General features: G+C 56.1%; 6 protein-coding genes. All 6 read right to left on the bottom strand.

From position 1 onward, the window contains the following. Positions 1-55 precede the first annotated feature (55 nt). A complete protein-coding gene (locus PVT68_RS13500) occupies positions 56-2659 on the bottom strand; it encodes a fibronectin type III domain-containing protein (RefSeq protein ID WP_280318877.1) in 2604 nt (867 codons plus the stop codon). 600 nt (positions 2660-3259) lie between these two features. Further along, positions 3260-5086, bottom strand: coding sequence for a pectate lyase family protein (locus tag PVT68_RS13495; protein WP_280318876.1), 1827 nt, complete (start codon positions 5084-5086; stop codon positions 3260-3262). Positions 5087-5140: 54 nt separating this feature from the next. Beyond that, positions 5141-8347 (bottom strand): pectinesterase family protein, encoded by a 3207-nt coding sequence (locus tag PVT68_RS13490; protein WP_280318874.1) that lies wholly within the window; start codon positions 8345-8347, stop codon positions 5141-5143. A 211-nt stretch (positions 8348-8558) separates the two neighbouring features. After that, the gene (locus PVT68_RS13485; RefSeq protein WP_280318872.1) at positions 8559-12449 is read right to left on the bottom strand and encodes a pectate lyase family protein; all 3891 of its coding nucleotides are present in this window, start codon (positions 12447-12449) and stop codon (positions 8559-8561) included. Positions 12450-13070: 621 nt separating this feature from the next. Next, positions 13071-14372, bottom strand: a complete 1302-nt coding sequence (locus PVT68_RS13480; protein WP_280318870.1) for a TRAP transporter large permease — start codon at positions 14370-14372, stop codon at positions 13071-13073. 15 nt (positions 14373-14387) lie between these two features. Continuing rightward, positions 14388-14966, bottom strand: coding sequence for a TRAP transporter small permease (locus PVT68_RS13475; protein WP_407666153.1), 579 nt, complete (start codon positions 14964-14966; stop codon positions 14388-14390). Positions 14967-15003 lie beyond the last annotated feature (37 nt).

Here is a 15003-nt window from a genome sequence, read left to right as displayed (position 1 = left end):
TCCCATCTTTTATTTCTTGGCCCGGGCCGTACGCGACGGCCCGGGCTTATCCCTTTTACTGGTACTCGATGACCAGATTGTCGATGGTTAGCGGGGTGGCTTCTTCCACACCACTGTCACAGCGGAACTGGATAAAGGAGGTCGCGGTGCCGATATCACTTTCGATCACTACCGGACCAGTGGCCAGGCCGTTCGAAATTTCCAGCACATTGGCTTCGAAGATCTTCGAGTCGCCACCGTGAATGGAGTTACCGGAGCTGGTGCCATCGTTGTCGATGTATACCTGACATTTGCCGGTACCATCATCGGCGTTGTCGTTGACAGTTACATCGAAGGAGATGCGGTAGGGCTTGCTCAGATCGATATCACCGCGGGTGATGGTGTCATCGGCAGTAGTGGTTTTATCCGCGGCCAGAGGATCGCCCAGAGTGAAACGCGCGTTATGGAACTGAATTGCACCACCGGACACCACGACACGGGAAGCACCGTTGTTGGCGTTGTAGAACGGCTTACTGGCATCGCTGGAAATGCTCTTGTAGGCGGCGGTGAACAGGCTACTGCTGGAACCATCACCATCAGTGGCCGAGTCAAAGTTATCACTCAGTACCGCGGCAGGTTCGCTTTGACCTTCACCGGCGTAGGCACCCAGTTCACCGATAGTATCCGGCAGCTGGCCAACCAGGTCGGCAGGCTCGTATCCCGCAACGGTGGCATCATCACTCCAGATCAGCCAGTCGATGGTTGCTTCATAGGGGTTGCTGCTGCTGCCGTCACCCATGCGCAGGCGCGGGGAGCTGCTGCCGCCGTCGCGACCGGTACCGGTGATTTCAACATCCACTACACCGTCTTCCGCATCGGTAAACAGGTCGGAGATGTTTTCGCCATCGCGATAGACCTTCGCGGTCACATCCGAAGCCGCGTTGAGAGCGAATACCAGGTGGTAGATGTGGAAACCGTCTGCCAGCGCCACATCCGCTTGTGCGGTACCGGAGCTGCTGGACTGGTCGAAGAAGCGTTCCAGCTGCATGGCGTCATTGTCGGGACGCAGAATCGCTTTCACGCGACGGCCGTCGGCTTCACCGAAGGAAATCTCCACTTCAAAACCGCGCACACCGGCATTGGGCGTATTGATGCGGCCAATCCAGGTGAAGTAGCGCGGGTAGCCCGCAGTAGAATCGTCCATCACACCAGACATATCGGCGTTGGCACTCACACCTGCGTCAACCCCGCTTTCATCGGTGGTTTTCAGCGTGGTGGTGCCATCGTCGTTGCTGCTGAAGTAGGTCTGCACGTCTTCAGAAACGCTGAATTGCTGTGCCTCTGAACCGTTGACTACAACGGAGCCAGTTTCCTGAGGTGCCGCGCAGCCATCCCACACACTCCAGTTGATGGTGGTGTTGACCGCAGTGGTTGGGGAACAACCCGAGGGCGCTTCCGGAGTAGCGGTGGCCGCAGGGCTCCAGTCACTGGCGCCAGCGGAGTTCAGTGCACGCAGGAATACATAGTAAGCAGTGCCGTTTTCCAGCTCGTTGATCAGATAGGCGCTGCCAGTCAGGTCGGTAGCGTTAGCTTCTGTCGGCGTTTCGCCAGTGGTGTTCCAGGCCAGCTCGTAACCGGTAGAGCCAGCAACAGCCTCCCAGTTCACCGCCAGCGCGGCATCGCGCACACCTACGGTCGGCGCAGTTTCCGGCGCAGCCGGTGGCTCCGCGGCTTCAAAGGTGTTACAGGCCGGCAGGCTGGCCTGACCGTCATCACTCTGCTTCTCGATCAGCAGGTCGTCGATGATGATCTGCGCACCGCCGTCGCTCGGAACACGGAACTGCAGGAAGGAGGTTTTGCTACCGATCTGATCGGTGATCTGGTTTGCGATAGCACCACCGGTAGAGAAAGTGGTGTCGCCAGGTACGTTGATGACCACACGCTCACCGGGTACCAGGCTGGGAGTACCAGCGTTCAGGATCAGCGGGTTGCTGTGGATGGAAGTACCGGTATTGGTATTACTGTGGTTGCTGTCGACATAGAGCAGCACGGAGCCGGCACCACCGTTCACCGCCTTCACACAGAAGGACACACGGTAGGGCTCGCTCAGGTCAAATTCGCCCCAGCTGCCGGAAGCGGCAGTGGCGTCACCAGCGGAGGAATCTTTTTTGCGGTCGGTATTACCGGCAGTCTTGGCTTCCGGGTTGGCCAGTTCAGACTGAGTCTGGCCCAAGGTCAGGCGCGCATTGCCCAGTACCAGCGAGGGATTGCCGTTGTCGGAAGCGATACCCAACTCTTCCAGAACAATTTCGGTATCGTTGGGATCAGGATTTTTTTCATCAACGAAGAAACAGCAGGTGGGGTACCACATGGACGGGTAGCTGTCTTCGTATTCGGGATTATCTTGCGCGGTCTGCAGCTTTTTGTAATCAGGACTGAGGAAGAACTGAGTATCCGCCTCGTCAAAATTGCTGATTACGCCATCGCCGAAGTTTTCATGGAAAGGCAGCGGTGTGTTGACGATACCGCTCGGCTCTTCAACGGGGGGTTCAGTCGTGGGCGGTTCAATATGGACGATGTCGCCCTGGTTGTTGGCGTCCGCACCACCGCCGCCACAGGCGGTCAGTGTCCCCATAATGCACAGTGCAAGTGTGGATTTCACCCAAGGTAAAGGCTTCATGCTCACCCCTTCTCTCTCATTGTCAGTCGTTATTGTTATGAGCCTGGATATGCCACCTAGATGCCGCACTGTTTATTCACAGAATATGCGGTTTGCCACCCAGGCCCAGCTTAGAATACTTATTGGTTTGGCAATGTAACCAGATTGGTTAGGCATATACAACCACTTGCGGCAATTGGTAATAAAGTTTCTGGAGACTGGCCTGCCAGTGGCGGAGCATTAGCGCAAAATGCCCAAAAATTGGGCAAAAACAGGGGTTTTATGTAAAAAAACTACAAAAATAGAGACGGGAATCACGTAAAAAACGGTGTCAGAATAAATCGGCGGGGGGCAAAAATCGGCCAGACCACCCCCCACACCATGCCCGCACTATGACATGTTCCAGCAGGTTGGCAGACCGCTGGTTACCGCCAGCCAGATAGGGCAGAAGAGTCGGTAGCGGCAAGTAATAGCAGAAAGGTGAGGCCAATCAGCCACGCTTGTTCCTTCAGCATTTTTATTATTTTCATTCTTTGTTCCCGCAAGGGAAGAGGAAATAGAAGAGAGAAGAGAGAAGAGGAAAGGTGGCGGGCTGCGTTAGCCCACCACCGATTGCCGTAATCAGGGCGTCGCCTCGATCAGGAGATCATCCACCACCACGGTGGCACCACTCTCCGTTCTCAGGGTGACAAACGAATTGCTGCTGGCGGAGAGGCCAGGCGCGGTATAGGTCTGTCCCTCTACAAGGTCACTCAGCAATACCTGGTAAAACTTGGAACTACCGCCCCAGATGGAATTACCACTGGACGGTGTGTTGTTATCCACGTAGAGCTGGAAGTTTTTCGCCGTATCGCCAGCGACACTCACCACCTTGAAGCTGAGCTGCCAGGATCCGCTCAGATCGAAAACCCCGGTATTTGTCGCATCGCCGCCGGTGGTGTTCACGGTGGGCGTGCTGTTGCCGATGGAAACGCGACTGCCGGTGAGACTGAGAGCGCCACTCTGGATTTCTGCAGTGCCCGTTACCTTGTGGTACATGGGCGTGCCATCACCGGGCGCACCGGTGAGATCCCGGTAGCTGCTGCTGAAGAAACCTGCCGTATCACTGGCAAAATTTTCCGCATAGGGAAGCGCTACGTCCTCCAGAATCGGCTCCTCTTCCACCGGGACTTCACCTTCCGGCGTCACCGGATCGGGAATTTCCAGGCCCGACTGATCCAGTTTGCCGATACCGGCGTTGGCAAGGATATGCTCCTTGAGACCATCGGTAGGATCGAGGGTGTACTCATAAGGTACGGTGTAATTGGACGTGGACTCGCCGCTTTGCGCAGTAATGTCCGTGCCGCTTCCGGCCGTCCAGGTCACACCAGTGCCGAACACATTGCCATTCAGGTTCCAGTAGCCAATCACATCCGAATAAAAAGACACGATGGGGTTCTGGGTATTTTCGAACACGTTGTGCTCGATCAGCATCTCCGCACCGGCGCGGGAGTTGATCGCAGTGGAGTGAATATTGTTGTAGTAGTTGTTGTACACGTGACCCTTACCGTGGCGGTACAGGGGAACACGGGATTCCAGATTTTCAAAGCGGTTGTGGTGGAAAGTCACCAACCGGTCCGTGTCCGGATTCGTGTCGTTTTCAGTGTGCCCATGCAGGGATGTTTTCCACGAGTCGTGGAGATAGTTATAGGACAGGGTGATGTAGCGGGCACCACTCTTGGAGTCGATCAGGCCGTCGTAGTAGTCCTTATCCACATTCAACGAGCTGTAGAGTTCGCAGTGGTCAATCCAGATATGGCCGGTGGTAGAGCCGTCGTCATCACCTTCGATACTGATCGCATCCTTTTCCTGACCGGGCCAGGCTTCGTGGAACAGCAGGTTCTGCACGATGATGTTGTTGGCGCGGCGAATATTCAGCCCGATACCATCAAACTCGCCGTTTTCCCCCACACCGATCAGCGACACATTGTCCATATCCTTGATCTGGATATCGGTGCCGGTTCCGGTATTGAAATTGGTAATGGTGCCATCGATATAAATGGTGATCGGCTGATTGGTATCTTTGGCCTGGTCCAGCTTCTCCTGCAGGTCAGCGCCATTGTTGACGGTGTACACAAGACCACCGGCACCACCGACGAGGTTGTAATCGTAGCCAGCAAAGCCGCCATCAATACTGCCGGCGCCGGAACTGGAGCTGGAACTGCCGGAAGAACTGGAACTGCCGCTGGATGAGCCGGACGAGCTGCTCGATGAACTGGAACTGCTACTGGACGAACTGCTCGACGAACTGGATGAACTGCTACTTGACGAGCTACTCGAGCTGCTGGAAGAGCCACCAGAAGAACTGCTGGAACCACCGTTGTCTCCGCCACTGCTACCGCCACCACCACAAGCGGTGAGACCAGCGCAGAGCACCAGTGCCAGCATTGTGCGCAAGGAATTCTGCATAAGAGGTTTCCTCTAAAGAAAAAAACCCGCGGCAGAACCGCGGGGTTTTCGTGTTTACTGAATAAGTTGAATATCTTCGAAGGTGAAGGTCTGTGCACCGGAACCGTTCGGTGCTGCAAACACACCCACTTTCACGGTATCCGGCAAGTCGGTAAAGCTGCTCGCACCATAGCCGGTATAGTTCACACCGCCATCGGTAGAGTAGTAAACCGAATAGGACTGACCAGAGCGCTGCAGCTTGTAGTACAGGGAATCACCCGGTGTAACTGCCACATTGCCGGTCTTGCCCCAGCCGCCATCATCAGCCTGAACATGGCCATAGGTAACGACGTGATCCACTACACCGTCTTCGGTAATGTCATTGATACCGATGTGCGCCAGCGGTGAGCTGGTCCCACTGGTGGCATCACATTCACACAGCATCAGGCCGGCCTGGAACTGGTAGAACTGGCTTTCACGCAGCGCACCAACAGACTTCACTTTTGCCGTCAGGGTGAAGTCACCGGTTACGTCTTTGGAAGCCAGGAAAAACGACATCGCCTTGGTTTCAAACTTGCCACCTTCGGCAGTGAAGGTGATGCTGTTTTCAGTTTCCGCATCGACCGTACCACTGACACCGGTACCGCTGCCACCGAGCTTGATTGCCTGGCCATTCCAGATACCGGTCTCACCGGTTTCAACCACACAGTGATCATCACTGGTGTCTTCCGGATACGGATCCCAGCCTTCACCGCCATTCCAGGTTGCGAAGATCTGTGCGCGGGAGCAGAAGCTGCTCAGCATTTCTTCCTCGCTGAGCTGGTAGCAGCTGCCGGAAGTACCACAGCGACTGGTCATATCCAGCGGGCTACCGGCGAGGTCGGTGCTGCCGTATTCGCGCCAGCCGGCAGTCGCGGATGCGGTCGCCGGATTCGGTGCTGGTTGACCGTTGATACCTTCGTAAGCCCAACCTTCCGCTGCCACGTGGGTATCCATCGCGGTATTGATGAAGGTGACATTGTCGTAGTAGGTGCTGGAACCGCCACTGCGCGCAAGGTAGGTTGTACCCGGTTCGATGGTGACACCGCTGGGGCCCGCTGCGTGGGTGAGTTTCGAATTCAGGAATACGAAACCCGGTGCCGCCGGATCCGGAGTACGCGCCTGCAGCAGATAGCCGCCAGTGCTGGTGGCTTCGGTGCTCTTGGAATCGCCCAGGGAGCGAATCTCGGTGTTCTCGAATACGGTGGCAGTGCTGTAGCCCCAGATAAAGTCTACGTTGCCCGCAACCAGAGAATCGTAGAACCAGTTGTAGCCCTTCAGCAGCAGAGTGTCCTGCTCGGAGATAAACGCGGCACCTTCGACACCCAGTCGTCCTGCATCACTGTTGAAGTAGAGGGTTTCGGCCTGGTCGCCGCCGCCCGTGCGGCGATGGGTGTTTTCGATGGTGAGCTCTTCCAGCCAGATCTGGTCGCCACCCCTGATCAGGAACAGCGCGCGCCCGTCACTGCCGCCATTCAACGCTTCGTAGTTGGCGTAGTGAATACGGGTCTGCTCGGCACCGGCACCGCGGATAACGAGATTGTTTTTACCGGTGAGGTACAGCGGCTCGCGGTAGTCACCGGCGGCAATCAGGATTTCCGCTTCGTCATTGGCACCCAGGTTTTCCATCACATGGTTGAGTGCACCCTGCACGGTGCGGAAGTCTGCGGAACCGTCGTCGTCCACGGTAACCACACTGCCGGTGGGTACGGCGGCACGGGTGGTGAAGGTCCAGGCGGCGTCTTTGCCAATACCGACAAAGTCGTTGCCGTTCAGCTTGGCGCCCTGTACTAGGTCGGAGCTGATCGCCACGTAGTACTCAACGCCCGGCTCCAGCACATCGGTGTGCGGGGAAACCACCAGTGTATTGCCCTCGATCGCAAACGGCGTGACGTTCAGGATGCGCGCGTTGGCCTGGCCTTTATAGCCGAGGGTATCCACTTCACCACCTGCGCGGATGGCATCCACTTCGGTGTTGTCGTCGGCGCGGAAAATTCGCACGGAACCCACTGCTTCGTTCAGGGTCGGCACGTTATCGAAGGTGATACTCAGGCGGGTGTCTTCGTATTCACCGGTAGCGCCAGGCATCGGCGTTACCAGCGTATCGATGTCACCATAGGTTGCACTAGGCATTTCAAATGCTTTGGCAATTTCAAAGGCAATGGTGCGCTGTAGGCTGGCATCGGAGCCGCTGATGAAAGTGACTTCCGCGGTTCCTTCGGCCAGCGGAGACAGCTTGACCAGATTGTCGACGACTTCAACCGAAACGATATTTTCGTCACTGCTGACCACGTCGAAAGTATCCGGGGTTACGCCATCACTCTGTACCGCGGTGACATTCACTTCCAGCGCGGGATCGCCGGCGGTGGCAACCCAGGTGGGTTCGGCAAAGTCGATGGTGAGCTGTACCGGTTTCACCGTGGGGTCACCCACTTTTACGTAGTCCACTTCGAACGAGCGGTTATAGGTGAAAAAGCCGATAAGACCGGCGGTAGTGTATTTGTTGTCGGCGTCGGTATAGGTACCCAGCTCTTCACCGTCCAGGTACACGGTAACGTTGCTGCCAACCATGTCGTAGCGCACAGTGTACCAGCTGCCGTCAGTACCGCCCTGCTCACCCATCAGCAGAGGCTTTTTCGCCTGCACTTCGCGGCTTACATTGCTGCCGTCGGCATAGCCCGCTTCCACCTGGGTGGACTCGCTGCTGTTCTGCATATTCAGACCGCCGAAGTACCACTGCAGCGGTCCCTGGTAGCGGCCAACGCTATACAGGTATTTATTGCCAGTGTTGCCGTTGGCGCGGGGACGAATGCGATACTCGACAAAATAGTCAGCGGGGACGCTGCCGAACACGGCTTCCTTCACCAGGATCAGCTCACCGTCACTCAGGTTTTCACCACGGGTGCCTGCGGTAAAGCGCAGTGATTTGCGGTCGCCCTCGTCGAGGATATCGAACACACCGGGATCATCCAGGCCGTAGCCGTCGATCACCGCATCCCAGTTACTGGCGAATTCGCCATCTTCGAAATCATCACAGAAATACAGGCCGGTCTCCGGACAGGTAAAGGTGACGGGTTCGGGCTCCGGTTCAGGTTCCGGCTCTGGCTCGGGTTCCGGCTCGGGTTCCGGCTCTGGAACCACGATCGGATTCAGCACCAGCTGATCCTTTTTATCGCCGTCGTCACTACAGCCAGCCAACAGGCTACCGAGTAACGCGACCATCAATGCGCTGTGTACTCTCATCAGACACTCCTAAGGTTTCGTTTATTGTTGTTACCCGGCCACATTCAGCCGGTACTGCTTTCATGTCTCGTCGAACCAACAATATAAAAATCGTTGTACGATAAGACAAATGAATATTGCGCCTATATTTTGAAATAGTTCAAACCCAAAAACCCATCCGCCTTCCGGCGGATGGGTAAATACCTATTTCAAAGTCCTCAATTGAGGCGCTTCACTGACAGGCAGCGCCCCCCAATCCGATGACATAACTCTGGTCAAATGCCAGCGGCGAGTTGAATGGAATCTCACCATCGTTACCCGCTGTGGCAATCACATAATCCGCCAGTTCCTGACCTGCAGAACGACGTTCTGTAGCGATCACATCCCGTGACGCTTGCGAATAATTCTGCGAAAGATCAGACACGGAACCAGCGCTGTCCGCAATTTCATAAACCAGTGAAGAATCCAGGTTGCAGGCGCCATCGGAGAACCACACCTTGCTGCCTTCGCTGCGGAAATTGCCATCCGTCACATCCCGGGCCAGCTCTTCAGCGCGCTCGGTCAGCGCCTGCATCACATCGTCTTTTTCCTGGAAGTCCCGATTGATCATGAAAGTATTGTCTTCCCACAACACAGTCGCACCCACACGCACGCTCAGAATGTCCTTGCGATAGTTCATAAAGAAGTTGTCGAACATATGCGAGGTACCGCGACGGATCAGCGGGATACGGCGCAGGGTGTTGCCCAGACTGTCGTAGTGATCGTCGGTGGTGATAAACGCGTTGTGGTGCATGGTGGTGGTGATCTGCTCGTTGATGGTCCGAGAGTCACTGGAACCGTGCAGCGCCGCACGCTTCACGTTGATCAGTTTGTTGAAGGAAATGGTGATGTCATACGCACCCACTTTCACATCAAACGCCGCGTCACCGGTGGTGTCGAAGGTGTTTTTGTGAATCCAGATATCGTGGGAGGCGCCGGTGTTGCGGATCATGTCCGGATCCAGACCATGATCTTCGGTGTGACCCGCACCGCGGAAGTCCAGATGCGTGAGAATCACACTCTGCTCGGTATCCACCGGCTGACCGCTGCTGTCCGAGCCGATCGCAAAACCGTTGAAGCGGAAGTAGCCCTTACTGAATCGACCATCAAGGGTTTTGTAGGAGCCGATCTTGGCGTTGCGGATTGGCAGGTCACCATCGTTCAGGCGATCGTTGAAGAACTCCACCAGACAGGCATCACCGGACAGGCCGTTGCTGGAACACCAGCTGCGGAAATCCCGGCATTGAGCTTCACTACCACCGATTGCAGATTGCACAGACGAATCGCCACAGAAATTACGGTGCATGGAAATTTCGGTTTCGTTGGCGAAATCGAATTTGTCGAACACGATCCAGTTGTGATTGTCACCGGTGATGGCTTCAAGTATCTGCTGTTCAACTGGCACACTGCTGCTTTTGGTAATCACCGTCAGTTTGCTGCCGCCATTGGGATCGTAGCCACCCATGGCGTTTTCACCGTAACCAATGGGGCGACCGAGGGTGTTGTACAGACACTGGACAATTTCCTGATCGGTATCGAGCTCGCTCGAATCGCGCCAGTTCACATTCGGGTCAGTGGCCAGCTGTTCACAGGCGAGACTGATACTACCGGAGGAGGAACCACCGGAAGAACCGCCGCTGCCACCGGATGAACTCGAACTGCTGGAAGAACTGGAGGAGCTGGACGAGCTGCTGCCAGAAGAGCTGGCGCCGGACGACGAACCGGAGGAAGAACTGCTGGATGAAGACGAACTGCTACCGCCGGAAGAAGAACCACTACCGCCGTTGCAGTCGCCGGACTCAGGCGCCACACCGGTCACCGCGATGCTGTCGATATTCGCCAGGCCGCTGCTGCCAGTCGCCTGCAGGCGAATGGTGTTGTAACCGGCATTCAGGTAAACACTGACAGATCCACTGTCGGCAAAACTATTCCAGGCACCGGTACTGCCCATACCCAGTGAGGTCTGACTGGAACCGTTGACCAGCACTGCCGCCGGGCGGTCGCTGCCGCTGTTGGCGTAGCGCCACTGCAGGGTGTAGTTGCCCGCAGTGGGTACCACCACGGACCAGTTTACCCCCGCACCTGTCTCGTTCACGGTATTGGCATAACCCGCACCGGTGTAACCACTGTGCTCGGTCTCGATGACCCCCTCCACGGAGCAAAAGCCCGCGTCGGTTTCCTGCAGAGTGAGCGCGGAAATAGCGGTAAGGATAACAGCGTCGTCACCGTTGGAGTTGTACGTCACCAGATTCTGGTCGGTGATCTTGATCCAGTAGTAGTAGGTACCGTCTGCGAGCCCACCGTCGGTGTAGCTGTTGCCCACTACGCTGGTGGCAATGCGCAGGCGGCCGGCCGGGTCGGGATCGGTATCCCGGTAGACTTCCTGGGTGCGCACATCGATATCGCTCACATTCCAGGTGAGATTCGCACTGGAACCCGCTACCGCGACATTCAGAGTCACGCTGCCGGTGCCACCGCTGCTGGACGAAGAGCTGGAACTGGAGCTACCGCCAGACGAGGAAGACGAGGAGCTGCCGGTCGCGTTATACACTTCGAACTCGGCGATCTGCGGCGCACTGGACGCGGAGTCGATCATCAGGTTGATCTTGCTCATGCTCACGTCACCGAGATACACCTGCAACGCGGAGCCAATGCCGCTGCCGGACGCCAGCTCTTCACCGGTGTCATTGTTGACCAGTCGCCAGCTCTGTACGTTGTTGCCGATTTCGCGAATGATTACGGTGTTGAAGCTGCCACTCAGATTCTTAACGGAAATCCGCTCGCCACTGGATGAACCCGGCTGCCAGTAGCTCGAGGTATCGCCATCGATGGCGTTACCGTAGCTGGAACCGCCGCCCTTGCTGGAACCATCAGCACCGCCAGAGAGCGCCAGGTTGGTTCCGAGATCACCACCGCCGGAACCACTACCGCCGGAAGAGCTGGAGCTGGAACTAGAGCTACTGCTGGACGAGGAGCTGGAACTGCTGCCGCCAGATGAACTGGAGCTGCCCGAGGAACAGCTGCTGTCCGCTACCTGATTACCTGTGTTGGCTCCAGCAGTGGCTGCAACAATTTGCGGCACCAGGTTGGCATCACACAGGGAGTAGCCGTAGGGAATATTGATCGAGGTCGTGGAAACCGGATTCGGGCCCGCGGGATGGTTTTTGTCAGCGTCGGCGGTCCACTCGACATTGGACCAGACGTTGCCACTCACCTGCCAGGATCCCATATCGTTGGTATAGAAAGTGCCGAGCGGATCCTTCGAATCCTCGAAGTAATTGTTCTCCGCGCGCATCTTGCCGCCGATGCGCGGGTTCATCCCGGACTCGTTGATATTCAGGTAATGGTTGTTGAACGCGTGGGCGGTGGCACCGCGCAGCAGCGGGGTGCGGGAATCGATGTTCTGGTACAGGTTGTGATGGAAAGTGACCGGACCGTTGTTCAGGTCGCTGTCACTGGAGCCCACAAGACCGCCGCGACCGGAATTGCGCAGGATGCTGTACGACAGGGTGACGTACTTGGTGTTCGCTTTCATATCGAAAAGCGCGTCGTACCCCTCGCTCTCGCCACCGGAGGCTTCCAGGGTCAGGTGGTCTGCCCACACGTTGTAGACATCGCTTTCCATACCCACGGCATCACCACCATTGGAGGTGGGCGAACCGGATTTTTTCACATTCCGCACGTGCAGGTTCTGCAGAATGATGTTGGAGGAACTGCGCAGATGGATGCCGAGCTCGTCAAACAAAGCACCGCTGCCCACACCAATGATGGACACGTTGCTCACTTCCTTGATTTCAATCACGTCATCGGCGGTATTACAGCTGTCGCCAGACACTTTGCTGGTGTTGCCGTGATTGATGGTGCCTTCGACCTGAATGATGATCGGGGTATCGCTGGAGGCGCGGTTACACAGCGCCGCGTGAATTTCGGTACCGGTAGTGGCATACACCACCTGACCGCCGGCACCGCCGGTGGTACCGCCATTTTGAGTGGCAAACCCAGTGGCCTGCGCGGAAACATCCGCGGCCGCCAGACTGCCCAGCAGCGCACCGAGCACCACTGAACTCTTCAGTTTGAATCGCATGTGACCTTCCGTTTTTATGTTTATTTAGAAGATAAAGTCAGACGACTAGTCACAGGCACAACACCCGAAAACAACGCCCTGCAGGCACAACCCAACTACAAATCCCCAGATACGGGACTGACGGGAACAACATCAGGGACCAATCATCATCGCTATAGGCAGCAGTTACTGCGAGGTCTGCCACCCAATATTGGTTTGCCGTTGTTGTTATACCATCGCTGCAGTAGTGCACCGAAAATTGGCAATACCAAAATGAAACGAGAGGTTAGCCACACCGCAAGCCCATGTAAAGCCTGTTTTGGTGACTGTTTGACCAATATGGAAAAAATATGCGGGCATTACTTCATACCCCATAAATTTCAATGACTTGCGTGGTGGCAATAGATGACAGCGGGAATTTGAACGGTTATTTCTGGCGGACTTTTACACACATACACCGAAAAATTCGCGATCACCCGACGTAAACAGCAAAGTGAATAACCCCGAAGCCGTGGAAAGCACCGATGGCCAGAAACAAAAAAGCCGGGCTAATAAGCCCGGCAAAGTCCATCCTGATGATGATGCGAGGAAATCTATGACAGGGTTGCCGCCTACCGGTAATACCAGTTGCGGCACCAAAGCTTATTCAATCAATCCGAGTGCCCGCGGCAGGAACTCGCTGATGGCCGGTACCAGGGTAACCAGCGCCAGCACCACAAACATCATGAGGTACATGGGCATCAGCGGTCGGATCAACGCGGTGATTGATGTCTTGGAAATACTTGCCCCCACGAACAGCACACTACCCACTGGCGGCGTACACAGGCCGATACACAGGTTCAGGATCATCACGATACCGAACTGCAGTGGCGACATTCCCAGCTCGGTCACCACCGGCAGGAAAATGGGGGTAAAGATCAGCACCGCCGGGGTCATATCCATAAAGGCACCCACCGCGAGCAGAATCAGGTTGATGGTCAGCAGGATCAGCAGCGGGTTGTCACTAATGGTAATCAGCGCCTGGCTGATGGTCTGCGGAATGTTCTGGTAAGACATAATCCAGGACATGGCAGAGGAGGCCGCGATCAGGAACATGACGATGGCCGTGGTCTCAACGGACTTGGTCAGCAGCGCCGGCAGTTCACCCCACTTCACTTCCTTGTACACCACACAGGACAGCAGCAGCGAGTAGAGCACCGCAACGGCGCTGGCCTCGGTGGCGGTGAAGAAGCCGCTGATAATGCCGCCGATCACAATAAAGATCAGGAACAGGCTGGGTACCGCATCCACGGATTTTTGCACCACCTCTTTGAGCGTGGGCTTTTCCCCTACCGGATAGCCTTTGGCCTTGGCCCAGATACCGCACACGATCATCAGACCCAGCGCCAGCAGCAGACCCGGCAGATAACCGGCAATAAACAGCGCAGCAATGGACACACCGCCGGAAGCCAGCGAGAACACAATCAGAATATTGCTCGGCGGGATCAACAGGCCGGTGGTGGAAGAGGCCACAGTCACCGCCGTATTGAAGTTCTTGTCGTAACCCTCTTTGGTCATGGACGGAATCATGAAACCGCCGATGGCCGAGGTGGCTGCCACCGCGGAACCGGAAATGGAACCAAACAGGGTACAGCTGATGATGTTTACGAACGCCAGGCCGCCGGGCAGCATGCCCACCAGCACCCGCGCGAAGTCGATGATGCGACGGGCGATACCGCCGCTGCCCATCAGCATGCCGGAGAAAATAAAGAACGGAATGGCGAGCAGCGCGAAACTGTCGATGCCGCTGGCCATACGCTGGGCCATGGTGATCATGGCTGGATCGAAATCGATGGTACACAGCATGGTGAGCACGGTGGCGGCACCAATACTGATGGAAATGGGCACATTCAGGGCGAGAAGGATCAGAAAACTGACCAGCAATACAATAACTGCAACTTCCACAATAATTCTCCTCGCTTACGCTTCCACAACCGCTTCGGGCTGCTTCTGTTTTTCTTTTTGTTCCGCGACGCTTTGGGATTCTGCGCCTTCGGTATAGGGATGCACACCGGAGTCAAATTCGGAGGGCAGTTCCTGTTTTGCGTTGACCAACTCAATCAGATGGTCAACCGAGAACAGGCAGATCAACAGACCGGACAGCGGCAATACGCTGTAGACGAAACCCATCGGGATATTCAGTGCCGCTGAGTACTGTTTCAGCTCGAACGTGAGCAACATCAGCTTGGCACCGCCGTAAACCATGGCGGAAGCAGCGAAGGCGAAGCACACCAGCACCACGAAGATCTGTACGGATTTGCGCGCAGCGCCGTGCAGCGCATTGGTGAGCAGGTCGATACCCAGGTGCGATCGTTTGCGATAGGCATAGGCACCGCCGAGCAGACCAATCCACACCAGCAGATAGCGCGCCAGCTCTTCGGTGTAGGAGCTGGGCTGCATGGGCAGAAAGCGGGTCAGGATCTGCCAGGTTACATCCAGCACCATCAGTGCCAGCAGGGAGCCGAGCACCAGGGCCAGGGCCTTTTCAATTTTTTGCATCATCTTCGGGTTCCACTTTTATTTTTTGTAGTGGTAT

The sequence above is a fragment of the Microbulbifer bruguierae genome, from assembly GCF_029869925.1.
Lineage (GTDB): Bacteria > Pseudomonadota > Gammaproteobacteria > Pseudomonadales > Cellvibrionaceae > Microbulbifer > Microbulbifer bruguierae.
The sequence above is the reverse complement of the archived record's forward strand: the minus strand, read 5'-3'. Positions and strand labels throughout refer to the sequence as shown.